The sequence below is a fragment of the Methanohalophilus halophilus genome, assembly GCF_001889405.1.
In the GTDB taxonomy this organism is placed as follows: domain Archaea; phylum Halobacteriota; class Methanosarcinia; order Methanosarcinales; family Methanosarcinaceae; genus Methanohalophilus; species Methanohalophilus halophilus.
This window is the reverse complement of record NZ_CP017921.1, coordinates 1,037,221-1,062,371: the sequence shown is the minus strand read 5'-3', so window position 1 is coordinate 1,062,371 and position 25,151 is coordinate 1,037,221. Positions and strand designations below refer to the sequence as shown.

At 42.9% G+C, this 25,151-nt stretch carries 28 protein-coding genes and 1 pseudogene; 9 read left to right on the top strand and 20 right to left on the bottom strand.

Annotated features, from left to right (window positions below; genetic code table 11):
* Positions 1-21: 21 nt before the first annotated feature.
* The 7 genes and pseudogenes from BHR79_RS10640 to BHR79_RS05370 form a co-directional block, all read right to left on the bottom strand.
* A complete protein-coding gene (locus BHR79_RS10640; protein ID WP_169818158.1) occupies positions 22-159 on the bottom strand; it encodes a hypothetical protein in 138 nt (45 codons plus the stop codon).
* Positions 160-172: 13 nt separating this feature from the next.
* On the bottom strand, positions 173-466 hold the full coding sequence (locus BHR79_RS05400; protein ID WP_072561407.1) for a hypothetical protein: 294 nt from the start codon (positions 464-466) through the stop codon (positions 173-175).
* A gap of 21 nt (positions 467-487) precedes the next feature.
* Positions 488-1,474 (bottom strand): DMT family transporter, encoded by a 987-nt coding sequence (locus BHR79_RS05395; RefSeq protein ID WP_072561406.1) that lies wholly within the window; start codon positions 1,472-1,474, stop codon positions 488-490.
* A gap of 179 nt (positions 1,475-1,653) precedes the next feature.
* Positions 1,654-2,304 (bottom strand): corrinoid protein, encoded by a 651-nt coding sequence (locus BHR79_RS05390; RefSeq protein WP_072561405.1) that lies wholly within the window; start codon positions 2,302-2,304, stop codon positions 1,654-1,656.
* Positions 2,305-2,338: 34 nt separating this feature from the next.
* Positions 2,339-3,829 (bottom strand): annotated as a pseudogene (gene mttB / locus BHR79_RS05380) ([trimethylamine--corrinoid protein] Co-methyltransferase).
* 680 nt (positions 3,830-4,509) lie between these two features.
* On the bottom strand, positions 4,510-6,135 hold the full coding sequence (locus BHR79_RS05375) for a methylamine methyltransferase corrinoid protein reductive activase (protein WP_072561402.1): 1,626 nt from the start codon (positions 6,133-6,135) through the stop codon (positions 4,510-4,512).
* Between the two features lie 127 nt (positions 6,136-6,262).
* Positions 6,263-6,847, bottom strand: coding sequence for a hypothetical protein (locus BHR79_RS05370; protein ID WP_072561401.1), 585 nt, complete (start codon positions 6,845-6,847; stop codon positions 6,263-6,265).
* Positions 6,848-7,060: 213 nt separating this feature from the next.
* On the opposite strand from BHR79_RS05370, the gene BHR79_RS05365 reads away from it, so the two are divergent.
* Positions 7,061-7,390: a DUF6951 family protein gene (locus BHR79_RS05365; RefSeq protein WP_072561400.1), complete on the top strand. Its 330-nt coding sequence runs from the start codon at positions 7,061-7,063 to the stop codon at positions 7,388-7,390.
* Between the two features lie 45 nt (positions 7,391-7,435).
* On the top strand, positions 7,436-7,657 hold the full coding sequence (locus BHR79_RS05360) for a histone family protein (RefSeq protein WP_072561399.1): 222 nt from the start codon (positions 7,436-7,438) through the stop codon (positions 7,655-7,657).
* Between the two features lie 2 nt (positions 7,658-7,659).
* Here the strand turns inward: BHR79_RS05360 and BHR79_RS05355 are convergent, their stop codons facing one another.
* The 10 genes from BHR79_RS05355 to mmcA form a co-directional block, all read right to left on the bottom strand.
* Entirely contained in the window at positions 7,660-8,166 is a 507-nt protein-coding gene (locus BHR79_RS05355; protein WP_072561398.1) for a COG2426 family protein, read from the bottom strand.
* A gap of 9 nt (positions 8,167-8,175) precedes the next feature.
* Positions 8,176-9,132 carry a replication factor C small subunit gene (locus BHR79_RS05350; protein WP_072561397.1) on the bottom strand — a complete coding sequence of 319 codons (957 nt, stop codon included), beginning with the start codon at positions 9,130-9,132 and terminating at the stop codon, positions 8,176-8,178.
* A gap of 102 nt (positions 9,133-9,234) precedes the next feature.
* On the bottom strand, positions 9,235-9,576 hold the full coding sequence (locus BHR79_RS05345; RefSeq protein ID WP_072561396.1) for a DUF4870 domain-containing protein: 342 nt from the start codon (positions 9,574-9,576) through the stop codon (positions 9,235-9,237).
* Positions 9,577-9,580: 4 nt separating this feature from the next.
* Positions 9,581-10,378: a Fe-S cluster domain-containing protein gene (locus BHR79_RS05340; protein ID WP_072561395.1), complete on the bottom strand. Its 798-nt coding sequence runs from the start codon at positions 10,376-10,378 to the stop codon at positions 9,581-9,583.
* Positions 10,375-10,962, bottom strand: coding sequence for an Rnf electron transport complex subunit RnfA (gene rnfA, locus BHR79_RS05335; RefSeq protein WP_072561394.1), 588 nt, complete (start codon positions 10,960-10,962; stop codon positions 10,375-10,377). Before rnfA ends, BHR79_RS05340 begins: the two co-directional genes overlap by 4 nt.
* A 1-nt stretch (position 10,963) precedes the next feature.
* A complete protein-coding gene (gene rnfE, locus BHR79_RS05330; RefSeq protein WP_072561393.1) occupies positions 10,964-11,581 on the bottom strand; it encodes an Rnf electron transport complex subunit RnfE in 618 nt (205 codons plus the stop codon).
* Positions 11,582-11,594: 13 nt separating this feature from the next.
* Positions 11,595-12,164 (bottom strand): Rnf electron transport complex subunit RnfG, encoded by a 570-nt coding sequence (rnfG, locus tag BHR79_RS05325; protein ID WP_072561392.1) that lies wholly within the window; start codon positions 12,162-12,164, stop codon positions 11,595-11,597.
* Positions 12,157-13,080 carry an Rnf electron transport complex subunit RnfD gene (rnfD, locus tag BHR79_RS05320; RefSeq protein WP_072561391.1) on the bottom strand — a complete coding sequence of 308 codons (924 nt, stop codon included), beginning with the start codon at positions 13,078-13,080 and terminating at the stop codon, positions 12,157-12,159. Before rnfD ends, rnfG begins: the two co-directional genes overlap by 8 nt.
* Position 13,081: 1 nt before the next feature.
* Complete coding sequence (rnfC, locus tag BHR79_RS05315; RefSeq protein WP_072561390.1) at positions 13,082-14,437, bottom strand: Rnf electron transport complex subunit RnfC; 1,356 nt, start codon at positions 14,435-14,437, stop codon at positions 13,082-13,084.
* A gap of 14 nt (positions 14,438-14,451) precedes the next feature.
* Positions 14,452-16,014, bottom strand: coding sequence for a methanogenesis multiheme c-type cytochrome (gene mmcA, locus BHR79_RS05310; protein WP_072561389.1), 1,563 nt, complete (start codon positions 16,012-16,014; stop codon positions 14,452-14,454).
* A 254-nt stretch (positions 16,015-16,268) separates the two neighbouring features.
* Here mmcA and BHR79_RS05305 point away from each other — a divergent pair, with 254 nt between their 5' ends.
* Entirely contained in the window at positions 16,269-17,291 is a 1,023-nt protein-coding gene (locus BHR79_RS05305) for an FAD:protein FMN transferase (protein ID WP_072561388.1), read from the top strand.
* On the opposite strand, the gene thpR is transcribed toward BHR79_RS05305, so the two are convergent.
* Positions 17,281-17,826, bottom strand: a complete 546-nt coding sequence (gene thpR, locus BHR79_RS05300) for an RNA 2',3'-cyclic phosphodiesterase (RefSeq protein ID WP_072561387.1) — start codon at positions 17,824-17,826, stop codon at positions 17,281-17,283. The two genes, BHR79_RS05305 and thpR, sit on opposite strands and share 11 nt — an antisense overlap.
* A gap of 134 nt (positions 17,827-17,960) precedes the next feature.
* Between thpR and BHR79_RS05295 the strand changes: the two genes are divergently transcribed.
* Positions 17,961-18,830 (top strand): DNA integrity scanning protein DisA nucleotide-binding domain protein, encoded by an 870-nt coding sequence (locus BHR79_RS05295; RefSeq protein WP_072561386.1) that lies wholly within the window; start codon positions 17,961-17,963, stop codon positions 18,828-18,830.
* Here BHR79_RS05295 and BHR79_RS05290 read toward each other — a convergent pair whose 3' ends face one another.
* Together BHR79_RS05290 and rqcH are read right to left on the bottom strand one after the other, a co-directional pair.
* Positions 18,831-19,880: an mRNA surveillance protein pelota gene (locus BHR79_RS05290; RefSeq protein ID WP_072561385.1), complete on the bottom strand. Its 1,050-nt coding sequence runs from the start codon at positions 19,878-19,880 to the stop codon at positions 18,831-18,833.
* Between the two features lie 11 nt (positions 19,881-19,891).
* Entirely contained in the window at positions 19,892-21,880 is a 1,989-nt protein-coding gene (gene rqcH / locus BHR79_RS05285; RefSeq protein ID WP_072561384.1) for a ribosome rescue protein RqcH, read from the bottom strand.
* 89 nt (positions 21,881-21,969) lie between these two features.
* Between rqcH and priS the strand changes: the two genes are divergently transcribed.
* Genes priS through BHR79_RS05260 form a run of 5 tightly spaced genes read left to right on the top strand, consistent with a single transcriptional unit; the run spans position 21,970 to position 25,146 of the window.
* On the top strand, positions 21,970-23,196 hold the full coding sequence (gene priS, locus BHR79_RS05280; protein ID WP_072561383.1) for a DNA primase catalytic subunit PriS: 1,227 nt from the start codon (positions 21,970-21,972) through the stop codon (positions 23,194-23,196).
* Positions 23,183-23,851, top strand: coding sequence for a hypothetical protein (locus BHR79_RS05275; protein ID WP_072561382.1), 669 nt, complete (start codon positions 23,183-23,185; stop codon positions 23,849-23,851). The genes priS and BHR79_RS05275 overlap by 14 nt, the downstream gene beginning before the upstream one ends.
* A gap of 26 nt (positions 23,852-23,877) precedes the next feature.
* Entirely contained in the window at positions 23,878-24,156 is a 279-nt protein-coding gene (locus BHR79_RS05270; protein ID WP_013038141.1) for a 50S ribosomal protein L44e, read from the top strand.
* Positions 24,157-24,162: 6 nt separating this feature from the next.
* Positions 24,163-24,339, top strand: coding sequence for a 30S ribosomal protein S27e (locus tag BHR79_RS05265; protein WP_072561381.1), 177 nt, complete (start codon positions 24,163-24,165; stop codon positions 24,337-24,339).
* 9 nt (positions 24,340-24,348) lie between these two features.
* On the top strand, positions 24,349-25,146 hold the full coding sequence (locus BHR79_RS05260; protein ID WP_072561380.1) for a translation initiation factor IF-2 subunit alpha: 798 nt from the start codon (positions 24,349-24,351) through the stop codon (positions 25,144-25,146).
* Positions 25,147-25,151: the final 5 nt, after the last annotated feature.

Genomic DNA, 25,151 nt, shown 5'->3' with positions numbered 1-25,151 from the left:
ATATATTTTACGTTTTAAAGTTTAGAAATTCGATACCCAAGTCCTTGCCTGCCAGATTGCCAAAAAGGCAATAGCCAGTACAACAAACAACCATACATATTCCCCTGCAGGGACATATGCAGAGTCAAAGAATGCTGTATATGCTTCCATTTGTGTCATTTACAAAGCCTCCTTAGATTGCGTACATACATGCATCGGAAAGTCTGGTTTTTCCAGCTTCAGTGATTACATACTTGTGCAGAAGGAAACCCTTCTTGTAAACACCTTCATCATCGACCTTGAGATCGACTTCCTTGATGAAAGCTACTGCTGCCAGTTCAATCAGGTCCATGTTCAAAGTGTCGCGAGAAAAATCGCTCTGAAAACCAAAGTCCTGCATTGCCTGCTTGATGACTTCATAATTCCAGTATTCGCTGCCATCCTGCATGATTTCCATCAATCTAATTTTTCGTGGTAAGTTAGACATTCTTTATACCTCCTGATCACTTCAGTTCCTTAGTGTTTCGAGTTCCAGACTCTCTTCGGAGAACATTATGAAACTACCAACGATACAGAGAGCACCACCAACCAGCACGGTCCACTGTGGTACATCACCGAAGAACAAAATTGTGGAAATCACAGCAAACATACCGTACAGGTTTGCAATACCCTGACCACGTCCGACACCGATAAGTGGGAAGGACTTGTACCAGGACACATAACAGAATCCGAAAGTGATTCCTGCAAATACGAACATGAGTATTGTCCAAGGCTGGAATACCTGGAATGCATATGTGAAGACCGGGTAACCCATGATTGCGAGCAAAGGCAGCGCAATGATTATCCAGATGGCAAGTTCCGCGATGAATCTCAAGTGAAGACCGACATCGGCATTTGCAACGTCAAGACCCTTGTCAGCAACAGCACCTTCGATACCCCATCCACATGCAGCCATAAGGCCACCAACATATCCAATCCAGCCAACACTTCCGGCCTGGAGTTCGGAAATCACACCGCCACCAAAGATGGTAATACCACCGGCGATGATAACAATAATACCCATTGCTGCCCTCTTACTGATCTTCTCACCATGCCATACATTAGCAAGGCCAGCACCAATAACAGGATAAAGCAATGCGGCAACCGCTGCAAAAGCTCCTCCGACAAATCCCATTGCCATAAAGGAACCAAGAATTGCAACCGGTCCACCAAATACAGATGCAAATAAGAACCACTTGGAACAGGGGTGGAAAGACTTGGCTGTCCTTATCATTTCACCATAATTACCAAGCACACCATTCCATACGAATAGCGCAAGTACAACTGTCACAGCATTTAATGCAGTAATCAATACTGCAGTAACTATCAATGCCATACTGTCGCCGCTTGTTGATGCGACTTCAGTATACATTTCAACGAAGGGTGCGAGACCCCATACGACGGTACCTGGTATATACCAGAGACCCCAAAGTACAGCACAGAAAAGTGCCCACATATATCCAAAGCGGATACGTCTTCCATGTTCTGCTTGTCTTAATGCTTATAGATCTACCAAACAAACTCCTCCAGTTCATTTACAAATATTTATAGTTGATATAGCAAATATATATAGATATTAGAGAGGTTATAAATTTGTGGGTGTATTAAACAATACACCCACGCACATCAACGGAATTATTCCATTGCTGCCTTACATTTGACGACTGCGTCAGTTGCGTTCTCGGCGTAGATGTCTGCACCTATCTTGGTTGCCCAATCCTGGGTAACGGGTGCTCCACCGACCATTGTCTTGACACTGTCACGTACACCAGCTTCCTTGAGCTGCTCTTCTACCTGGGTCTGAAGGACCATTGTGGTGGTCATCAGGGCAGAGGAACCAATGATATCTGGTTTATTTTCTTTTACAGCGGTGACGTAGTCAGCAATTGGTACATCTCTTCCGAGATCGATGACATTGAAACCAGCGATCTTGAGCATGGTTGCAACGATATCCTTACCGATGGTGTGAATGTCACCTTCGATGGTACCGATTGCGATTGTACCTTTGTCTTCGGATTTTGCACTGAGTTTCTCAAGTTCGGGGGTGAGAACTTCAACACCTGCACTCATTGCTTCGGATGCAGCAATTACGTGTGGAAGGAAAAGGGTACCCTGCTCGAACTGGTCACCAATCTCGTTCATTCCAGCAGTGAAGCCTTCCTGAATGAGTGCGACCGGGTCAAGTCCTGCAGAGATACATTCTTCTGCAACTTCTACAACTGCTTCGTCATCAAAATCCATAACTGCAGCTTTTCCTTTTTCTTGTAACTCTTCCTGTGTAGCCATTTTTATTCTCCTAAAAATTTAAATTGAAATTAAATTACATTGCGTTCCTGACATCTTCGTCTGCCTTGTCCATGACAGCTTTCATGTCTTTCATAAGGTCAGCATCGACAGGTGTAACTTCATGGTTCTTCATGACGTCAACAACCTTTTCGTGAGCAACGGTTGCAAGATCCTTGGAACCTGCTGCCTCCCAGTCACCGAACATATCCCTGTTGATGAGTTTTGGATCAGATACTCTGTCAATGTAGTTCCTTGTCTGTTTGTGTGCAAGGAAGTTCTTACCAATTCCTACCTTCTGGATGGATTCTACACCAAGGGTCAGTTCGTCAACAGGAATTCCACGCATTGCGGACTTGGTCATCTCGATCATGTCGTTGTCGAATACGAGCTGCTCAAGAGAGAAGGTCATACCGAGTTCAAGCATACCTGCACCATAAAGGGTGTTACATCCGGAAAATGCAGGAAGCAGGGTAGTCATTGTCTTCTCGTGACCTGCCTGGCCATCTGGGACCTTGGCATCAGCCTAGGTACCTGCAACAAAGGATGGAAGACCATAGAACTGTGCAAGTTTACCGACTGCCGCACTGATAAGACCAAGTTCAGGTGCACCTACTGGAGCAGTACCCCTCTTCAGGTCGAAGGTTGTGGTTGAACTACCATACCATACTGAAGTACCTGGTACTACAAGCTGTGCAAGTACGATACCTGCAAGGACCTCTGCATTGTGTGTAACGAGGGTACCAGCACGGAATACTGGAGATGAACCGCCGGACATAGCCATACTCAGGACATTTACAGGGATACCAAAGCGTGCACCCTTTATGATAACCTGACATGCGTTGCTGCTGAGTTCAAGAGGGCTGGTTGGACAGAGAAGCATGGAGAAAATTGGTTTCTTACGAGCTTCTTCTTCGTCTCCACCATAGTAGGCATGGACCATGTCCCTGTAATACTCAACACTTTCGCCTACAGGATCGATGTGGTGGAAGTGCTTTGAGGTGTTGGTCAATGGTGTGAATGTTTCGTGAACATCCTGTGCACCCTTGCCTGCCCAGTCTCTGGCAGATACTGCGAGGGAGTAGTAGTCAATGTTGTCTGCCCAATCACAAAGTTTGGCGGTGTCTGCTACATCTTGCTCAACGGAATCGACAGTCTTGTACTTGCCTGGTGCTTCATAGTTGCACATCTTGACACCAGTACCGAAGCAAGTCCAGTTGACCTTACCCTTATGCTCCTGCACAGTATTGTTTTTCTTGTCACGTCCCCAGAGAGTAAACTTTGAAGGAGAGTCCATAAGAGCTCTGTTTACAAGGAATTCAGGGATCTTTACGACCTGATTCTTTTCATCGACTTCACAGCCGGCTTCCTTGAAGATCTGCCTTGCTTCAGCATCAGAAACCTGAATACCAGGGTTCTTGAAGCATTCCATTGTTGCATAATGGATCTTTCTTAAATCATCTTCGGAGAAGAGATTAAGTTCGACACCTTCCAATGGGCGTGAGCCTGGATAGTAGTGTTCTTTCATTTTCCTTTCACTCCTATATTTATTCGATATTTCGCGGTTTGGTGGATAACCACCAGCACAGGTTTACATCGGACCAGGAGATGGGTAATCCGCATCCTATGCAATTTTTTAGCCAACAAATTACGGGAAGGAAAACCAACCCTTATTCATTGACAAACTTACAACCTCCATAAATAAACATAACAAACTTTGCCGAATATCCGTCAAATTTGTAGTGCTGTAAGTTCCATCTCCATTACTAGCTGTCATAATCTGATTTTTAATACGCCCATATATATTTGTCGGTGAAAAGCAGACCATGATGTCACCACTAATTATCACAAAAGGGAAAGAATCATAGATATTAATCGATTCATGAGCTAGAAATCAACTAAAAATCAATTAGATTTGTCATTGGCCCAATATTCTCAATTTTGAATTATCGATGATAATGGATACCATTTATATCAAATCAATTTTGCAACAAAATTGCGTAACAAAAACAAGGCAATTTGCTCCAAACTCCCCAATAATACACAAGTATTATTCGACATATTAATATTGATTATACAGACAATGTTGTTTCTAAATATCAGTATAGAGTGACAATAGGAATACAGAATTATGAATGGCACAAACGGAACTTATAAATAGGAAGAAAAGCGCGCTCCACACGCGCCCGCTCAAAAAAAAAAGAGATATCAGAGTGTTTTGATATCAATGTCTATGTAATGAATTGCGTCCACCGGACAAATTGTCACGCAACGATGACAGGCAGTTCCAAGGCATTTTTCACTATCATAATGCACGTATCTTTTACCGTCCTTTTCCAGTGCCACAATAGCATCTTCTGGACATTCCTCCTCACACTTACGGCAAAGGATACACTTGGGAGCCTCCTCTTCTATTACGATACCCAGATCGCTCACAACTTCAAGGCCTTCTTTGCCTACTTCATCGATATCCTTTATTACCCTTTTTTCAATTACAGGATCCTTATAAGGCTCGGGTAATGTTGGAAGACCATACATTTCAAGCATCTGATTGTATGTTTCAATGGGCATTCCCTGTGTCCAGTAGGAAAGTTCACAAACATAGAAGTTCGAAAAAGTATTGCTTTCGGCCATCATCAAATGGTCAGCCTTTATTCTGTTGGCTACTTCCTTTACTTCCTCAAGACGACCTCCATCAAACACAAGCTCCCTTGCAAGGGAGATCGAAGTGTTACCAAATTGCACGATTGATTTGGAGAAGTTTGGGCAGGACCCCAGTATTCTGGCCTTGTTCGCATCAATATATGCACCTGTTGCGCCGGACATATACATATAATCAAGGTCTTCATATGCAAGACCTGCTTCAACAAGTAAAGTCAGGTGTGCAGCACGTATCGCACCAATCGCTTTGCCTGCTTCTTCGATATCCCGGTCATAAATTTCCACACCTTCAGCCAGAATAACTTTACCGTTGGGCAGATTTGGAAGCTTCTTTATTAATCCAGTATCCAGGGCAACCGAAATCGCCGCAATTACTCCTGTACCGGTAATCCCTTTTGCAATCATGTCACTGGATTCTTTTATATCACCGGTAATCGGCTCAACCAGATGGGCTTTACGGGGAGACATATCCTTATCCAGAATAGTGATTCTCCAATAATCACCTTCAGGATTTACATCGGATATTGCACCGGGACTTGCAAGCATACCACAGGAAATACCCTGACCCTCAATTGCAGGACCCGCAGCTGCACTGCCAGTAATAATCTTGTTCCCTATTTTCAGTGCCATTTCGGCATTTGTACCATAATCCGTTACAAGAGAAGGTTTTTCCTGCTCATAGAAATCAGTCATAATCATCATTGCCAATGCATCTGCACCAATCTCATGTTTGATTGCAGGAGGGACAATAATTTCACAATTTGGAAGAGAGATCACACCCTCAAATATCTCAGAAGCATTGAAAACCCGAGCATCCCGCACCACATTTTCGACACCAAGCTTCTTTTGTTTGTTTTTACCTGCATAAGCAAGATCGCGGATCTCAATGTTCTGGAAAATTGAAAGCTGTATAGGGTTTCCGCATATAGCAATACGCCGGATATCTGCCGGATCAACATCGAATCTTTCGATTATTTTCTTTACCGTATCCATCATTATTTCATGTGAAATATCCGGACCTACCTGAATAGAAAAATCCAGATGATCCATCACGTTGCCACCCGGCAAAGGGTGGCGCATTGTAATAGCAGTCTTTAAAACATCCTTCGTATCAAGATCAATCAATTGTGCCCGAAAACCACTTGTTCCCAAATCTAGAGCAATACCATACATGTTATACACCTCTATCAATACAGAAAGTAATACAGAAAGAAGATAAAATCCGAAGGTATATAAGGTTTTGTGAAGTAATCACAAAACCACACTGTTACATAATAATTAAATTGACATACGCTGTAAATCAGCCATTGTTCTCAAAATCAAATCCCAGCAGGAATGTACCACTCCCACATTCGTTCTTCTCACACATCCTTTCTTTAATGTATTCGTCAGTGGGAGGTGAAGGGGAAGCCAGAATTGCATCACTAACGCCTTCAATGCAGCCGACAGGTTCACATTCTTTGGGGGGGAGGACAACTATAAGCGGTTCTTTGCTGCTATTGGCCTCCATAAGGACCCCCTTGTCATAAATGATAATATTGCCTATTACAAGAGAATCGGCACACTTTTCCACTTCTTTGATCCTTTCGGCATCCTCCGTATCTTCACCCACTTTTTTATCTTTATGCTTTAAGATTACATTTGGGCCACAGGGCCATTCATAGTCCATATCCGTAAGGAAAGACACAAGTACATCCATATCAAGTACCTTTTTCACACCCTGGTTATCACCTCTGCCCAGTCCCATTAAAGTCATCTGGTCAGCCTTTTTCTCCATTTTCCTTATGGTTTCCCTGTCCTCTGAAGAAAGTAAATTTGTAGTACCTACACCTTTAATCTGACCCAGTTTTTCAAGAACCTTTTCAGTTATTTTATCTCTATCCAATTTGTATCCCTCATAAAAGAATGATTAAGTCATTTTAACGAACTGCTAATAATCTCTTTCTTTTGGATATTTAAGGATGTCGAATTATTGCCGGTTAAAAACTATAGCTACGAACATAATCACAGTGGTTTTGTGAGATATATGCATAACTGTTATATAAGACCACCAAATATAATTATCAGATAGAGCACCAATCTTAAAAGGAGTGGAAATATGACAGAAGTTACTGTAAACTCAAGAATCTGTGGCTACAAGCATAAAATTAACGCAGAAAAAAAAGGTAAAAAGATTAACGTCGATATTGCCAGTGACTGCAAAAAAATACAGGCAATGTCAAATATGGAAGTACCAAGAATGGAAATTTTTGACATCCGGGACAACTACATCACCAAAAAGGCACAGGAAGCACACACATGTCCGACCTGTATCGTACCCAGTGGAGCAATTCATGCCTGCCACCTAGAATCAGGATTCATTTCCAAAACACTGGCAAAAGAATCAGGTAGCGTCAGTATCGATTTTGATGAAGAAATTGATGACTAAAACATAAACATATAAATTATCTGCTAACAGGAGACAAAGAATAGAATGACAATAATACCAGTTGCACCAGTTGGAAGAGTTATCAGAGAAGCAGGGGCAGAGAGAATTAGTGAAAGTGCAAGTGAGGAGCTTGCCAGGATACTGGAAGAATACGGCATGAAAATATCAAGTGAAGCCATTGCTCTTGCCAGGCATGCAGGAAGAAAAACAGTTAAAGAAGAAGACATAAAAATGGCATTTGATATTGCACGCAAGACACGCGACTAATTTTAAAATATAAGATCCATAAAACCAATTCCCACCAGTGTGGATATGGTCACTATAAAACCGGCAATCAAGATCCCTCCCATAATGGCAATGAGAGCGTGTCTGAATTTAATTCCAAAAACAAAAGCTGCTGCACAGCCGGTCCATGCACCGGTAATCGGAAGCGGAATGGCCACAAACATCACCAGTGCCATTGTTCCGTATTTTTCAAACCTCTCCGAATGGTTACGATGGGTGCGTGCAAAAAGCCAGCCAAAAAATCTGTCTAAAATGTAAAAACGCCTGAGCCAGGATGACACCGGCTCAAGAAACAATAAAAGAGGAACCACTGGAAGCATATTACCAAAAACAGCCAGAAAATATGCTTCCAGAGGAGACATATTGTATAAACCTATAGCTATTGGAATTGCACCCCTGAGCTCGGCTACCGGCAAAGCAGCCATTACTATGGTAGCAAGCCAGGAAGGAACCAAACCCAGTAAACCTATAAGGTGGTCACCAAAAAGCATTCAATACCCTTATTCCTCGCCTTCAATGGAGAGATGGGCAAGTAAAGCATCCAGCTGGATGCGCTCGTCAGCCCCCTCAGTTATCCTGAAATCGATCTCACCCACCACATCAACAATTGAGACAAGTTTCCGGTCAGGCATATCAATATCAAAAAGTGACCTGTAAACCTGACCTACAACATCTTCTCCCGACAAACCTCTTAAAACCATTAAATCTTCAAGCTTTTTGCGAGATGAAATAAAGTTGCCCCCAAGAGCACTTTCCAAAAGGCCTTTTATTTCTTCAGGGTGAGCCGTGGCAGTAATCCGATAAATACTGTCCGCATGGATACTGGAATCAAACATTGAAGCAGCCTGAACGGCATTTATTGCTTTGCGCATATCCCCTTCTGCAACATATTTGATGGCTTCGATGCCATCATCTGCAATATCCAGACCTTCCTTTTCTGCTATATGCCGACAACGTTTACCTATTGCATCGTCGGAAAGAGGACGAAACCTGTAAACAGCACATCTGGATTGTATTGGCTCAATGATCTTGGAAGAATAATTACATGAAAGAATAAATCTGCAATTGTTCGTATAGCGTTCCATAGTACGCCTCAATGCTGACTGTGCATCAGGCGTGAGAGCATCGGCCTCGTCAAGAAAGATTATCTTAAAATCCGCTCCACCGATTGGGGAAGTTTTTGCAAAATTCTTTATTTTGGTCCTGACCACATCAATACCACGCTCATCCGAGGCATTAAGTTCAGTAAAATTTTCCCGCCAATCATCACCAAATAGTTCCCTAGCAATCGATACGGCTGTCGCTGTTTTTCCTACACCGGGCGGACCTGAAAAAAGCAAGTGTGGAAGATTATTGGTTTTTATATAGGATCTCAATCTTTCAATTGTATCTGATTGTCCCACCACATCTTCAAGCCTGTAAGGCCTGTATTTTTCAATCCATATTTCTTCTTTCATAGCTATCCTCCAAATTCGGCGAGCGCAAGGGGGGCAAGAATAAGTGTTAATTAGAGTTTAAATTTTCGCAAAACATGACAGGAGATGAAGCCATAAGTGACTTCATCTATAAATCTTTTCATAGGCAATTTTTCCTGAAAAAGGCAACCTGAACTTTGCACCCCTCCATGCCATAATAACAAGGACAAGTGTCAGGAACAGGGAAAAGAATCCTGCAAAATCAGCAAGTATCCAGCCTACATATGGAATCCAGCCAATAAGGTAGATACCTACGGAAAGAGGCAAAAATGTTAGAATAGACTGCAATGCATGGAATTGTACAAACCTGTTTTCCCTTTCTATGAGAAGGAAGATAAGACCTGTGATCCAGAAACCTACATAACAAAGCACAGCTTCAACGTTTTCATCCAAGCCGGTAACTGTTGAATAACCAAGACGACTCATCAAATCACCTCATTTCAATACAGCCCTGAGGGCATTTTTCCACACACTTGCCACAGGATATACATTTTTCCTGATCGATCTCTGCAAGGAATTTGGTTACATGTACTGCATCTACAGGACATGCCTTCTCACAAAGTTTGCAACCAATACAACCGTTTTCACATACTGCTTTTACAGTCTTTCCTTTGTCATGGGACATGCAAACTACATGCACCTTTTCTGATTCCTTTGCAAACACAAGGATGTCGTTGGGACAGGATTCAATACAAAGACCACAGCTTGTACACAAATTCTTGTTAATTTTAGGCAAACGGTCATCACCAATATGGATAGCATCGAATGGACAAGCCCGTACACAGGCCCCACGGCCCATACATCCGTAGTTACAACCTTTTTCACCTTCAGAAAGCATCATTACGGCTTTACAATCTTCAATACCTTCATAATTGAATCGGTCCACACAATGCACGCCGCCCTCGCATCTAACATAAGGGTATTCAGCTTCACCTTCGGAAACTTCCTGGCCCAGAATACCTCCTATTTCCTTTGCTACATCAAAACCACCAACCGGGCACCCGGTAAGTGGGGCATTGTCCTCCACCACATGTTCAGCAAAGTCAGCACAACCGGCATAACCGCATGCACCACAATTTACACCAGGCAAAATTTCATTTACTTCTTCCACAAGAGGGTTTACATCAACCTTGAATTTCTTGGAAGCAACAATCAGCATTACACCGATTGCAAGGGCAAGACCTCCAAGAGTGGCCATTGATTGAATTAGCAAGATTGGCATGCTCATAAGGGTATCACCTTGAAGTAATTAACAAAAGCCATTGAAAGCATTGCAGCAATCAGGAAAGCTTGCGGAAGCCCCCTCATTGCAGAAGGTACAGGAAGAATTGTGGTTTTTTCCCTTATACTTGACATCATTACCATAACGATTGTATAACCCAGACCTGCCGATATACCAAACACAAGACTCTGCATGAATGAAAATTCATTCATAACGTTCAACAAAACCACACCTAAAACCGCACAGTTTGTTGTGATAAGAGGAAGGTAAATACCAAGGGACCTATAAAGGGAAGGGATATTCTTCCGCACTACGAATTCTACAAGCTGCACAAGTGCAGCAATTACTACAATGAAACTGATAAGTCTCAAAAACTGAAGATCCAGTGGAATGAGAACGAAAGTATAAATTACATATGAAACAATCGAAGCCATTGTCATTACAAAAATAACAGCACCGGACATACCTGCTGCACTCTTGGTATCTTTGGTTACACCAAGGAATGAGCACAGTCCAAGAAACTGTATTATAAGGAAGTTCTTTATGAAAAGACCTTCCATGAAAATGGCAAATAAAGCTTTTTCTACCATTTTATTCACCTCTTGCAAGTTTTTTTGCACGCCTGTGATTGATAACCGCCATAAGTATACCTATTGTAAGGAAAGCTCCAGGAGGCAGGATCATATAAGAAGCAGGAGTTATCATTGGAATATTCAATATCATCTGGCCAAATACCACAATCTGACCGGTACCCAGAAGTTCACGGATACCACCTATTGCAACCAGAGCCAGAAGGAAACCCACAGCAATTCCCAATGCATCTATCAGGGAATAAAACGTATTATTCTTATTAGCATAGGCTTCTGCCCTTCCAATTATCACACAGTTTACTACGATCAAAGGGATGAAAACACCCAGTGCCGCATATAGTGGAGGAGTATACGCCTCCATCACCATATCTACAATAGACACAAATGTAGCAATGATCAGGATAAATATCGGTAGCCTTACAGTGGAAGGAATATAATTCCTCAGGGCCGAAACCATAAGGTTGGCTCCAACCAATACAAAAGCTGTACCAGCAGACATTCCTATCGCATTATCAACCGATGTAGTTACAGCCAGAGCAGGACATAAACCCAGTACAAGGGCAAATATGGGATTATCTTTTGTAATTCCACGAATGAATTCGTTGAATGCTTTACTCATAATATCACCTGTTTTACGTTTCTTGCTCCTTTACATCATCGATCTTTGTATTTAGCCCGTCCACCACAGCCTGCGAGGATATTGTTGCACCTGTAATAGCATCAATTGAGCCACCAGCACTAGAAAGCTGAAGGTCACCGATGGGGAGTTGCCTAAACTGGCCCTTAAAGTCCTCTTCCGCAATTTTGGAACCAAGACCCGGTGTTTCGGAATGTTTCATTACTTCCATTCCTGTGACTTTATTGAAAGAGGGATCTACACCTCCGGCCAATTGAATCACGTCCTGGGCACCGGACTGTGTCTTGAAGAAAGCATAACCTACCAGATTACCCGAAGAATCCACTGCTTTGTAATAAAGAATATTGCGATTCCCTTCTTCATCTACCTCATTGCCATACACTGGTTCAAAATCAGACGCAGAAGGAACTACCTGCGAGAGGGCCTCTTTTTTAGCTGCTACTTCATTTTTCTCAAGCTGCTCCTGTGTAGGTACATAAGTCAGGCCTAGCAGTAAAGCTGCAACCAGACTAACAAGAACCAGCTTTCCTATGATTACTGCAATGTCTTTAGGGGACTCAGTCATCAATTTTCACCCCCAGTTTTTCAAGGGGTATTTTATCCACCATAAGGCGGTATTTACGTTGAAGTAAGGATTCTTCTCCAAATGACCGAGGCAGAGTGTTATTATCAATAAATGATGCTACACAGTTTGCCAGGAATATACCATAGAAAACCGCAAATATGTAGTTTGCAAAGTGACCATATATCACAGTCAACAGCCCACAGAAAATACCATAAATAATTCTTCCATTCTTTGTAACGGGAGATGAAGGAGAATCAGTTGCAAGGAATAACACACCAAAAACAAATGCACCGGTTACAACATGACTGAGCTTGTCCCCAATCAACAGGGCAAGCACAAGGGTCGTCAATGCGTAAAAAAGCGGGACCTTCCATTCTACATATCTTTTTAAAATCAGATATAATCCGCCAACTAAAGCAATCGGGGATACGCCGACAAGCAGACCTGCTCCATTTTCAAGAAACAGATCGGATATGCCACCCAATTCGGGGAAAGATGCAGGATACATAGCAGACCAGTAAGCCAACTGCAGGAAAACCCAGGCAACAAGCACCGGATTGAAAATGTATGAACCAATCCCTCCAAAAGCGTGTTTACCAATAGCCACTGCAAAGAAGGCACCGACTATCGGAATCCATATAGGAGCTTCACCTGGCACCAATAGGGCAACCATTAGTCCAATCAATGGAGCATGGCCATTGGTTACTGTAACTTCCTTTTTGAAGGCTTTCTGTATTACCACTTCCGTAACTACCGCCATACCAATTCCTGCAAGAATGAGAGCAAGGGCATATAGTCCGAAAAAGTAAACTGATACAAGACTTACCGGCAGAAGAGCCAAAAATTTAATCCAGGTTATTTTTCTGAATGTAGTGTCTTGCTTGATATGAGGGGGAGCTGATATTGTAAGAGTCATTTTATTCACTTCCGCATGCACATCCTAATTTAAGATTTGATGATTCTTTTTCAGACAAATCTTCGTATGCTTTTGCAATCGCTTCCTTGGAATACTGCAGCAACTGCATTATGTGTATCTTACTGGGACAGACCGAGGAACATCTACCACATTCTATACAATTTTCCACATGCATCTGCTTGCATTCATCAAACCGACCCTGATTTGCAAGAGCTGCTATCCTGTTTGGGGTCAGATCTACGGGGCACACATCTACACAGCGGGCACAATGGATACATTCCTTTGAAATATCCTTTAGTACTTCATCTTTGCCCTGAACTATAATCGAAGTGGTCATTTTGGTAACCGGGACTTCTTCTTCATACTGTGCCACTCCTGTGATTACCCCATTTGAGATAAGTTTTGCAGGTTCACCACTATAACCACCACAGGCTTCGATAACATCTTTGAAAGAAGTACCTATTTTTACCAGTAGATGCTGAGGATTATTCACCTGACCGGAAACAGTAACCACAGTTTCTATATATGGCATTCCGGTATTGACCAGGTCATGAATGGCTTTTGCAGATTTCACCCCACATATAGCAATCCCTGCGCTGGCCGGAGTGCAACGGAAAGGTACTTTCCTGCCTGTAACATTATAAGTGAAATATTCAAAAATATTTTTGCCGTATATTTTGTCCTGTGAAACTACGATGATATCAGTATTCTGGTCATTGAAATAATAATCAACCCTTCTTTTACCGATAAGAGGGGCCACCATTACAGTTTTACCCTCATAATCCAGTCCATTAAAGGCATCGATTGAATCCTTATCATCATTTCTCAAAACAATGGCCCCCCGGCTGGCACCGGCGGCTTTCATCAACAAACGGAGCGAATCAAGCATCTGTGATGCATATTCCAGAGGAGTTTCATAACTATGGCCGACCCATTCCGATGCAGTGGCATTGATCAAGACTGTATCGATATCACAATCAGGAGGATTCAATACTAGGTGCGTAGGAGTACCGTAATTTTCCACGATACCTGCCTCTTTGATAGCCGAGATTAATTGCTCCTTACCGGAATCTTTGAAGGGAGTGAAATCTTCACATTCTGTTTCTTCTATGGGCTGGATAACTACGCTGTTTATCCTGTTGCCGGATGGATGTGAGCTTTCCTCAACTGAAACCACTTCCCCGCAGATGCTAGAATGGATTGCAGCACATTTATCAGAAGGACATTCACCGATCTTCTGGCCAACCTTAACAACTTCCCCTTTACTTACAAGCGGTTCACAAATATCCCCATTGTGCTGCTTGAGAGGAATAATCATTTTTTCAGGGATTGTTTCCATTACATTAATTTCTGCCATTTGATACCAGCTCCTTAGAATGCAGGCTCCCTTTCTACCTCAGGTGGCTTTGCCCCGGGTATTTTTATATCTATGGTCTTTGCAGAGAAATTGGTAGGAGGATCGGTTTCTGCAGGATCACTGTCATATCCAAGGGCTGCCCAGTCAATTACAGGCTGCACTTCATGACAGGTCTGGCAATCCGGCCTTTCCTCAAAGTGGACTTGCTGAAGGGTTTCTGAAGCAGAGACCCCGTGACAGTCATCACACATAAGAGGGTCTGCCATTCCGGTTTCAGAACCTGCAATATTGTGTCCCAGCTTATAGTGAAGATCAACCTGCCTCAAGATAGCATTCGGATAATCCGGTGTATCTTCACTGTCACCATCATAAGCCTGCATTTCCTCAGAAGTTACCGTTCCATCACCATTTGAATCAGCTGCTTTTACCTCAGCCGTAGGTATCGGGTCACCCATTGAAGCACTGGTATGTGGATTGGCAAGGACATCGGAATCCTGGCCTGCGTCCCACCAGCTACCTGTTACCACATTGAAAGAAGTAAGCTTGACATCACTATCATTCTTACTGTCAGGCAAATTGAGTTTACCTTCCTGTACACCATCGGACCAGGCAAGTTGTGGAGCAAAGTCTTCCATTCTGTAGTTATCCACACGTTCACCTGATGACCAGTTAAAAGACTTAAGTGGAGTGCCTCCGGGCAATTCACCACCCGGCAGGGCAGGAATATGACACGACTGGCATTCCAGGAATTCCAGATGAGCATCTGCGATTGGGCCGTGGGATATTCCCTCGTGACAATCTGCATCCTCACAACTTTTCATGGAACCCAGTTCACCGTGCACCGACTCCTCTTCAGTTGTTTCAGGTGCATGAACCTCGCTTGTGGCAATGTTGTGTTCTTCTGTAGTGTGACATTCAACACAATTGACTTCAGCATGCACATCGTACTCTTCATAGTCCTCTGAAGCCCACATCACAGCAGTTGTCGGGACATTCATCTCATGACAGCTGTCGATGCATGAAGTCTTGGTAGGAGCTGCATTCACAGCATCATGGAAAACTATGAGCATTGGCAGAGGTGTTACCACATCAAGGGTATAGGTGGCCACATGTAAGGGATCCTGCTGAACCACAGGTATGGCATCTTCCAAAGCAGCATCATTGGCAGCGGAGAAATTCCCTGATTCAAAAGCCATAGCTCTCTTTTCAGCATCATATAAGCCATATTGTTCATGGCAGCTCATACAATCAATATCAACACCGTATTCTTCCAGTTCACCCCCGCCAGGATGATAGCGACCATATTCTTTCACCCACTGTTCTTCTCCCTGGACCTCAACGTGATAATTGGTCAGGGGTTCCCACTGAGCGATGTCCCTCTGTACATGAGAGGATTCAGCAACTTCTTCATACACACCCATATGACAGCCACCACAACTTGAGTCTGTCCATTCACCATCTGTCATATAGTGGTGTGCAAGAAGATCGTTTCCACTGTATCCCAAATACAGGTTTATCCCTGCTAATACAAGGACGATAAATGAAACCGCAACGAGACTTGCTTTCAAACTTGCCATAAAGATCACACATTATAATTTTGCAACTTCTTCAGATACTGGTCATAATACCAATCTAACCATTCAGGTAACAATATATTCCTTCTATATAACCTGCTCTCGCATTAGACACCCGCCATTGTGGCGAGTATACATCCATAAAGCAGGAATGATGACATAATCGTGATTCGTTATTATTAAGGCAGAACTGACCAATTGAATATATTTATAGATTTCGAATTAAGTTTAAAATAAAACACCTCATTTCCCTTCGCATGAACCCGAAATACCTGTTGATTCTTACATTAATAATCATTATAACTGTTGGGTTTGCATACGTGCAATCCACATCTGAAGATAATTCTGAAGAATACCGTACATATAACCAGACAAGAATGCTGATGGACACAAGTGTCACAATAACTGTTGTGGACAACAATGAAGTACATGCATATAACAGCATTGAAGATGCTTTCATGAAAATGGAAAGGGCATCCAATCTGCTTGATTCCTACAACAAAAGCAGTGAGACCTACATCCTCAATGAAAACAAGGAAATCAAAAATGCCAGTGATGATATAATATACGTAATTGAACGTGGAATTTATTATTCACAGATCAGCGATGGGGCATTTGACATAACTGTAAAACCCGTACTGGACCTGTGGGCAAGCAAATTCGGACCCGATAAACCTAATATTCCCCCTACAGAGAACGAAATAAACAACACACTTTCCCTCGTAAACTCCTCAAATATCACCATAAATGACAACACAATAATTATTGGAAAGAATATGGGAATCGTTCTTGGAGGAATTGCCAAGGGATATGCCGTAGACAGGGCAATCGGGAGCCTGCAGGAAAACGGAATTGATGATGGATTTGTCAATGCTGGTGGAGACGGACGATATATAGGAGAAAAACCCGATGGACAGGAATGGTCTATCGGGCTTCAGGACCCGGATAAACAAGCAGAACCAATAACCATAATCAATGCCCGCAATATAGCTGTTGCGACCAGCGGCAACTACGAACGCTACTATAACAAATCCGCCAGCGTATCACACATTGCGGATCCCCGCACAGGCTATCCCGTTTCACACCTGATCAGTGCAACTATAATAGCTCCTACAGCCATAGAGGCAGATGCACTTGCAACTACTGTTTTTGTGATGGAAGAAGAAAAGGGGCTTGAAATGATAGAAAAGCTGGAAGGGGTGGAATGCCTCCTTATAAACAGTGAGAAAGAGATTACCAGGTCAAGCGGGTTTGCTAAATACGAACAACTTAAAGATTGAACTGCCGGAGGGTTTCATATACAGGCCCTTCTGGAGTCAATATACTTTTTTTTAGCCTGAAATTGTCAACCGTAAATTTCCCGAATTCGACATCCTCCGTTTCCTCAACTATACTGGCAAACTGGTTCATATTGGAGCGAGGAATGTGTTTTATTCGTGCAATAGTTGCATGAGCAGTAAATTCACGCGTATCGGATTCAAAACCTTCTTTTTCAAGGTAGTATTCAACCTGCTTATACAAAGGGCCAAAATCGCCTTCGATACCAAGCCATAATACACGCGGTCTTTTGGCATTGGGAAATATCCCCACCCCTTTTATAAGGCATGTGAAAGGCTCACAGGAAATATTTTCAAGTGATTGTGTTATTTCCGCAATTTTGTCTTCATCAACTTCCCCCAGAAATTTCAAGGTTACATGGACCAATTCCGCAGGGACAATTTTCATCTTTCCCAGTTCCCTGAAATTTTCCTGTACTTCTTTTATTACCTGTGTAAAATCCACCGGCAACTCCACAGCAACAAATATCCTTACCAAACCAAATCACCATATTGAAATTAATGGTATTCTTTAATAGAATAACGACACAGGATACTAAACCTTATTTTATTATATAGACAAAAATTAATAGTAGCAAAAATATAATCTATACAAAAGAAAACGGGGATGAAATGGACACCGCTGACATACTTGTAAAATCCGCAATTGAAACTGCAACACAAATTAAGGCTACTGCAATAATCGTATCAGGAGATGTTGACAGAAATTTATTTGATTGCGACCTGCCCGTCTACTTTGCTGCTAATCCATCAAGAAATGCCGTTGAAAGCCTGATACCTCTTGACGAAGAAGAAGGAAGGTTAAAACAAATTGTCAACCAGATCCAGAGAGATGCCGCGGTTTCCATAGAAGATGTAGAAAATGCAGCATCTATTGAGCAGGCAATCGGGAATATTAAAAAAGGAAATGTTGTAGGACTGATAATTACAGATGATTCAGGGGCTGTAATAATCCATAATATTTCAGGGAATCCACTATTAAAAGCGCTGGAAAAATTTGAACAGAGAGTCTCCCCTGAAATAATAAGAGCAGTTCTTAAAATTGCTCTGGAAATTGCTTCCATGGGCAGGGAAGGCAGCCCCGTAGGTACAGCTTTTATAATCGGTGATCTTGAAGAAGTGATGCAGCGCTCCCACCAGATGATCCTCAACCCTTATTCAGGCCATCCTGAAGATGAAAGGAACATCTTAAAGAAAAACAACCGGGAATCCATTAAAGAATTTGCTCTGCTTGATGGCGTATTTATAATATCCAAAGAAGGAGTAGTGCATGCTGCAGGTCGTTATCTGGATGTTGATGCAAAGGACATAGGGATAAATAAGGGACTGGGAGGCAGGCATGTATCAGCAGCTGCTATAACAAGGGACACCGTGTCAGTTGCAATAACTGTTTCAGAAAGTGGCGGAACAGTACGGATGTTCATGGATGGCAAGGAAATGGCCTCTATAGAGTGTAACGACAGGGCCATTCGCAAACACTGATCAAATTTTAAATCTCAGGAGTGCGGCAATTCCACCAAGCGCTTCCAGTTTTTGCCCGGGTTCAAACTCTGTACTGAAAACCACAAGCTTACCCTGAGAATATTCTACATTCCTTATGAAAGAGTCAATTCCTCCACCTTCGCCTTTCTCCCGTTCATGAAGCAGGAATTCATCGGAAATGAGAAGCGTTTCAATGGAACCGTAATTGTTGGCCCGCTTAACTTCCTCTACCCCATAGACAACTTTGCCATCCATAGCTATTTCCTTTAGCAGGGACTCCATGAGGGATGCTTCCCGGGCTATACGTGATTGTTCCATTATCCTGTCAACCGCACCTCTGCGCAACACTTCCTGAAAACCAGATGTGCCTATCGAAGAAGTATCCTCCACGATAATACCTGCCGCAAGCTCAGGGTCATTTGATTCAATGTATTTGAGAAAATCATCCTTGGTAAACCCGGGTCCTGCAACCACGACAGATTGAGAATCTGAAACCACATATTTAAGCTTGTCAAGAATCTCATTGAAAAAGACCTCTCTGAGAGTGCCCTCCCCTTTTCCCGAAGACTGGCAGATATGGGCATAGGATTCCACACCATAATGGCGCACAAGCCCAATGTCAGCATCCCCTTCCTCGACTGCAACAATTATCACGCCCGGTTTTTTCGAGGATGCCTCTGCCTCATTAATCCTTTCAATCTGGTCTTTTTTCCAGCGCTTTATTATGGAAATATCAACCCCGTCCTCGACATTCAGGGTATGATAAGAACCGGCATCCATACCGTGCTCAATGGGACCATGAAGCCTGAGACGGTTGGAAAATTTATGGAATTCCAGGTTTTCGACCCTTATACCAAGCCGCACAGTCTTCTTCTCGGTTTTTTCAGGACGTATCTTATCGTTGGAAGAGTCGGATTTGCGTTTGGTCAAGGCGAATACAAGGTCCCCTTTCTCGATTATGTACTTAAGATGCCAGAGGTCATCCAGGGTCTCCGGTACGACGGTGATTTCCCCTTCATTTCCTTTCAGATTTTTTTTGGTAACTCTCATACAATCACGGTTCACTTTTTGATATCTGATTCGCCCGGGGGTAATACATTGGCAATCTTATCAGGGGATGCTATCTGCTTTACAAAATGCACATCTTTTAGACTGTCCACATATATACGATATATCTTCTTTGCTATATCATTCTGGTTGAATTTGCCGGGTGTGAGTTCTACAACATGTTCACCCCGTGATCTTACAGAGGCTACAGGGCCCCCAATTACCCGGGTCTCAGGTTTGAGTTCCAGCCCCACGGCAGCTCTGACAGGCACATCCCGGTAATAATTACGTTCACCACGGATAATAAAGGAACCTTTCTTGAGGTACTCCCCGGATTCCGGTGTCTTTGTGACCTGTTCGGGATAGATCCAGTAGCAATCCCCGCTAAACTGGCCGCCTTTCCATATACTTGAAAATGAAACCACGAATTCTGCTGCTTCCTGCAGGGTTGTTTCGGGAATGTCCTTTCCCTCTGTCTTGATAACAGTAATAGGGGCACCCGGTGCCTGAGTATGGAATACGAGATCCCTTTTTTCCATGTATTTTTTTACAATTTCTTCGTTGGTTGTGGCATCCCTGCCCCCTACAATAAGGAAACCATCAGAAGAAAAGAACCATCGGAAACGTTCATACCAGTGTTTCTTATGAACTACCTTGAAATGCTTTTTCGGTGCAGTCTTTTTCTTTTTCATTGCCTTTTTCGTATCTTCGATTGCAGCAAGGGCACCTTTACGTTTCTTTTCCAGTTTTTTGGCTTTCTCATAATAGCGCATGGCATTCTGGGGAACGGTCAGCCTTACATCAATATTCACCTTCTTGCCGTCAAGATCCAGCATTACAAGACCCTGTGAACCATCGATATTTATTATCTTTTTAGCCGCAGGCAGTTGATCCTTTGCATCCGAGATTATTGACTGGATTTCTTTCCAGGAATAATCTTTTTCACGGGCATCAAGCAGCGTTTGCAGTAATTGCTCTATGTCCTGATAGTGTTCATATATCTTCTCGGCAATGGAGGTGTTTTTCTCTATATCCTTCTCAAATTTCTTAATGGCACCCTCTTGCTGTTTGAGCCTGCGCAGGAAAACATCTTCTGTTTTTTCTTTCACAGTGGCTTCCTTTTTTTGCTCCAGGGATTTAGCAGCTCTTTTGCCAAAGAAATCATCCAGAGCCTTATTGAATGAATCATAGTAATTCTTTTCAAACTCTGAATATTTTTCCAGATCAAAGGGCACTACATCAAAAGTCTCTTTTGAGTCAGGTTTGCTAACAGTACAGGGGTTTAACTCCCCTTTTTCCAGGGGGGAGAAAAGGAAACCTATTGCTTCAATCAATCTAGAGGCGACCTGCGGATTAACTTCCGAAGCAGGAAGGGTTTTGTCGATACCACTTCGCAGACAGACTTCTTCTGAAAGGATGCCTCCCAGATTAAAACGCGTTGCCAGGGTTCGCACTACATCCGAGTCGGAATGGGAAAATACTTCACATAACTGGTCCTCATTCACATCAAGAGGTGTCAACTGCGCTTCAGGGTACTGGTAGATCTCACCACTCCTGATACGTCGGCCCTTAAAAGTAACAGGGTTCATAGGCAGAATGATTTTTCTGTCGCAATCCAGCAATATTATGTTGCCCTGTCCAAATATCTCTACGACAAGAACGGTCTCATCGTCCCCTCTTTTTATACCAATCTCAATAATACGGTCAAAATCATATTGCCTGAAATAAGTTATACGTCCACCCATTATGTGTTTACGCAAAAGCATGGGAAAGGATTGTGGGTTTTTAGGACTGGGAGGGATATATTCACTAAGGTGCAACCTGCTTCCGGCTTCAATTAAAAGATTGGCCTTACCTTTCTTAAAAATATAGAGGTGGATACGCAGGAGGCTCTCACCGGGCTGATAAATCTTCCCTATCTTGGAATCGACCAGGGAATCCTCCCCTGTGCCAAGTTCCGTTGCCAGTGCAGCCACATCCGCACTTGTCATCTCTTCTTTCATAAACTGTACTAATTGGGGAAGGGGCTATAAAGTTTTGTGCAATAGATTAATATCCCCGATTAAAATTAGAGATGGAAAAGGCACAGAAGATGAACACATCAACAAGACGCTATCTCAAATCAAGGTTCCATGATTATTACAGGGAGGCAAAGATACATGCCCCCCATTCCCTGACCAACCGTGAATGGGGATTCATATCGTATGATTCCATGCCGGAAACCATGATGTACAGGCATAAAGCATTCGGTACGCAAGGAGAACTCAGAGATTATCTTGTATCGATGCAACCGGCCCATGTGTATCATTCGGTTGCCCTTTATGATTATCCGGATGCACCCACAATGAAAGAGAAAAAATGGCAGGGTGCAGACCTGATTTTTGATCTGGATGCTGATCACTTGCAGGATGCCCCTTCTTCCTATGCAGCAATGCTGGATATGGTAAAAACAGAATCATTGAGACTGCTGGATTTCCTGGTAGATGATTTTGGTTTTGACGAAGATAATATAAAAGCCGTCTTTTCCGGTGGGAGGGGATACCACTTCCATATAACTGACCCCTTAATATGGAATCTGGAAAGTTCCCAGAGAAGGGAAATTGTGGATTATGTGGGAGGAAAGGGGATTAAATCTGAATATTTCTACCAGAAAGAATTCATGATCGGAGACCATGGAACCGGAACACGTACCTTCAATGACCGAACTGAGATACTTTCCAAATATGTCATCAAAAACCCCGATACCGGCTGGGGGAAAAGACTTGCTGAATATATTGCCTCATATCTTGAAGAAGAAGGACAAAAGGAAGAAAAGGAGCGTTTTGCGGATATAAAAAATACAAAGGGATTTGGCAAAAAAACACAGCAACGGATGAACCGGATATCCAAAGACAGTAAAGCCCTGGAAGACATACGCAGAGGAAGACTGGATTTTGGAAAAATTAAGGATTTCAAAGCCATAATGGCCCAATTTTTTGATAATACCATCGACCAGCATCGAGTCACGCTGGCGGGATCAGCACAGGTGGATGAACCGGTCACCGCAGATATAAAAAGATTGATACGATTACCGGGTTCCCTGCACGGCGGCTCAGGGATGAAGGTAATTCCTTTAGGTCTGGAAGACATGGAGGATTTCGAACCACTTCAGGATGCTGTTGCTTTTTCGGATAAGCCGGTAACGTTAAAAGCCATAAAACCTTTTGAAGTACAAATGAAGGATCTGGATATCCGGGTTGAAGAGGGAGTACAGGAACTTCCCGAATATGCAGCGGTGTATTTGATGTGCAGAGGGGTTGCTGAATATGGATCGTACTGAATTAAAGAGTATTCTCCGCCAGGAAAACAGCTCATCTTTAAATTCCCTTCCCTATGATTTTTATGAAAAGGTTGATGAATATATACGGGAATTGGAAGAAGAAATCAAAAAGATCAACAATCCGCGATCAGTTGAATCAAAGATTTTAGAAGACGAAATGCAAAGTGCCCTCAATGATGTGGAAACGATTTTTATCAGGAGAATCCGTAAAATAACATCCAGAGCAACCTCAAATGCATTTTCCAACATCTCATCCCGACAGGACCTTGACAAACTCCTGGAATCCGAACGCAAAGTTTTTGATGCCACCCTTTCAGCAATCCAGATTGCAAGGTCCGAATTGCTCGAACCTATCATGAACCCGCAGGATAGGCAGGAGAAGGGTTTTGCGAAAGAAAGTATAATATCTGATGAAACAGATGAAGAAGAGGAAACCGGGACCATCTCGCAGGAACTCCCTGCAGAGGAAGATACGGGCAAAAACAATATAAGTAAGGAATACTTTGTTGTCCGAATATTGAAAGACCTTCCTACCATAAAAGCGATGGATAATCTCAATTATACACTTGCAGCAGAAGACGTTGTGGTTTTGCCTTCCATGAATGCTCAGGGATTGGTAAAACGTGGTGCTGCATATCCAATAAATCAGGAATAAAAATCAACATTAAAGGTGTGAAGATAATGAAGATCCCAAAAAGGTTCAGAACATACTGCCCTTACTGCAAAACCCATACAGAACATGTTGCTGAAAAGGTTAAAAAGGGCAGGGAATCAATGACCACACGTATCAGAAGGCAGAAGAAAAGGCATACTGGTATAGGAAACAGTGGGAAGTTCTCCAAGGTCCCAAGTGGTGACAAGCCAACAAAAAGGATTGCCCTGCGATACCGTTGCAGCAAGTGCAACAAGGCACATCAGAGACCCTGCTTCCGTGCAAAGAAATTCGATTTCAAGGAGTGAGCATAAATGGCCGAACCAAAAAGTAGATTTTTGAAAGTAAAATGCAATGATTGCTCCAATGAGCAGGTTATTTTTGGCAGTGCAAGCCAGAAAGTCACCTGTCTTGTATGCGGCAGGACCCTTGCAGAACCAACAGGCGGAAAATCTGCAATTACAACACATATACTGGAAGTACTCGAATAAGGGATATTAATGGACAACAACAAATGGCCTGAAGTCGGTGATTTTGTAGTCTGTGCGGTAAAAAATGTTACTGACTTTGGCGCCTACACGACTCTTGAGGAATACGACGGGAAAGAAGGATTCATCCATATATCTGAGATTAAGGCAGGATGGGTCAAGTATGTCAGGGATCACGTCAGGGAAGGACAGAAAATTGTCTGCAAGGTCCTGAGAGTAGATACCTCACGTCGCCATATTGACCTTTCCCTCAAAGATGTAAATGAACATCAGAAAAGGGCTAAGATCCAGGAATGGAAGAACGAACAGAAGGCTGAGAAATGGCTTCAGTTCGTTGCAGAAGAAGCAAGACTCGACAAACAGCAACTTCAGGAAATAGAAGATTCTTTTGACACAGAATTCGGAAGCAAATATTCTGCCTTTGAAGAAGCTGCCATGCGCGGGGAAAATGCCTTCAGCAACCTCAAGATCGATGAAAAAGTTGTTGAAATCATTGTCAAACTCGCACAGGACAATATCAAACTGCCGTTTGTGGAGATTGCCGGACATATAGACCTTACAAGTTCTGCACCGAACGGGATCGAGATCATCAAGGAGGCCTTACGGGCCGCCAGTGAAGTGAAGATGGAAGATGTCCGTCTGGATATAACATATACCGGTGCACCCAGATACCGTATCAGGGTAATAGCTCCTGATTATAAGATCGCAGAATCTGTCCTGAAGGAATCTGCAGAAAAAGCCATCGAAAAAATAGAATATCTTGGCGGAGAAGGTGCCTTCCACAGGCATGCCGAAACTGCCAAGGCGTGATAACG

Excerpts from the sequence above, each read along its gene's own strand:
- BHR79_RS10640 (WP_169818158.1), bottom strand. The coding sequence starts at position 159 with ATGACACAAATGGAAGCATATACAGCATTCTTTGACTCTGCATATGTC.
- BHR79_RS05400 (WP_072561407.1), bottom strand. The coding sequence starts at position 466 with ATGTCTAACTTACCACGAAAAATTAGATTGATGGAAATCATGCAGGAT.
- BHR79_RS05395 (WP_072561406.1), bottom strand. The coding sequence starts at position 1,474 with ATGTGGGCACTTTTCTGTGCTGTACTTTGGGGTCTCTGGTATATACCA.
- BHR79_RS05390 (WP_072561405.1), bottom strand. The coding sequence starts at position 2,304 with ATGGCTACACAGGAAGAGTTACAAGAAAAAGGAAAAGCTGCAGTTATG.
- BHR79_RS05375 (WP_072561402.1), bottom strand. The coding sequence starts at position 6,135 with ATGTATGGTATTGCTCTAGATTTGGGAACAAGTGGTTTTCGGGCACAA.
- BHR79_RS05365 (WP_072561400.1), top strand. The coding sequence starts at position 7,061 with ATGACAGAAGTTACTGTAAACTCAAGAATCTGTGGCTACAAGCATAAA.
- BHR79_RS05360 (WP_072561399.1), top strand. The coding sequence starts at position 7,436 with ATGACAATAATACCAGTTGCACCAGTTGGAAGAGTTATCAGAGAAGCA.
- BHR79_RS05355 (WP_072561398.1), bottom strand. The coding sequence starts at position 8,166 with ATGCTTTTTGGTGACCACCTTATAGGTTTACTGGGTTTGGTTCCTTCC.
- BHR79_RS05350 (WP_072561397.1), bottom strand. The coding sequence starts at position 9,132 with ATGAAAGAAGAAATATGGATTGAAAAATACAGGCCTTACAGGCTTGAA.
- BHR79_RS05345 (WP_072561396.1), bottom strand. The coding sequence starts at position 9,576 with ATGAGTCGTCTTGGTTATTCAACAGTTACCGGCTTGGATGAAAACGTT.
- BHR79_RS05340 (WP_072561395.1), bottom strand. The coding sequence starts at position 10,378 with ATGAGCATGCCAATCTTGCTAATTCAATCAATGGCCACTCTTGGAGGT.
- rnfA (WP_072561394.1), bottom strand. The coding sequence starts at position 10,962 with ATGGTAGAAAAAGCTTTATTTGCCATTTTCATGGAAGGTCTTTTCATA.
- rnfE (WP_072561393.1), bottom strand. The coding sequence starts at position 11,581 with ATGAGTAAAGCATTCAACGAATTCATTCGTGGAATTACAAAAGATAAT.
- rnfG (WP_072561392.1), bottom strand. The coding sequence starts at position 12,164 with ATGACTGAGTCCCCTAAAGACATTGCAGTAATCATAGGAAAGCTGGTT.
- rnfD (WP_072561391.1), bottom strand. The coding sequence starts at position 13,080 with ATGACTCTTACAATATCAGCTCCCCCTCATATCAAGCAAGACACTACA.
- rnfC (WP_072561390.1), bottom strand. The coding sequence starts at position 14,437 with ATGGCAGAAATTAATGTAATGGAAACAATCCCTGAAAAAATGATTATT.
- mmcA (WP_072561389.1), bottom strand. The coding sequence starts at position 16,014 with ATGGCAAGTTTGAAAGCAAGTCTCGTTGCGGTTTCATTTATCGTCCTT.
- BHR79_RS05305 (WP_072561388.1), top strand. The coding sequence starts at position 16,269 with ATGAACCCGAAATACCTGTTGATTCTTACATTAATAATCATTATAACT.
- BHR79_RS05295 (WP_072561386.1), top strand. The coding sequence starts at position 17,961 with ATGGACACCGCTGACATACTTGTAAAATCCGCAATTGAAACTGCAACA.
- BHR79_RS05290 (WP_072561385.1), bottom strand. The coding sequence starts at position 19,880 with ATGAGAGTTACCAAAAAAAATCTGAAAGGAAATGAAGGGGAAATCACC.
- rqcH (WP_072561384.1), bottom strand. The coding sequence starts at position 21,880 with ATGAAAGAAGAGATGACAAGTGCGGATGTGGCTGCACTGGCAACGGAA.
- priS (WP_072561383.1), top strand. The coding sequence starts at position 21,970 with ATGAACACATCAACAAGACGCTATCTCAAATCAAGGTTCCATGATTAT.
- BHR79_RS05275 (WP_072561382.1), top strand. The coding sequence starts at position 23,183 with ATGGATCGTACTGAATTAAAGAGTATTCTCCGCCAGGAAAACAGCTCA.
- BHR79_RS05270 (WP_013038141.1), top strand. The coding sequence starts at position 23,878 with ATGAAGATCCCAAAAAGGTTCAGAACATACTGCCCTTACTGCAAAACC.
- BHR79_RS05265 (WP_072561381.1), top strand. The coding sequence starts at position 24,163 with ATGGCCGAACCAAAAAGTAGATTTTTGAAAGTAAAATGCAATGATTGC.
- BHR79_RS05260 (WP_072561380.1), top strand. The coding sequence starts at position 24,349 with ATGGACAACAACAAATGGCCTGAAGTCGGTGATTTTGTAGTCTGTGCG.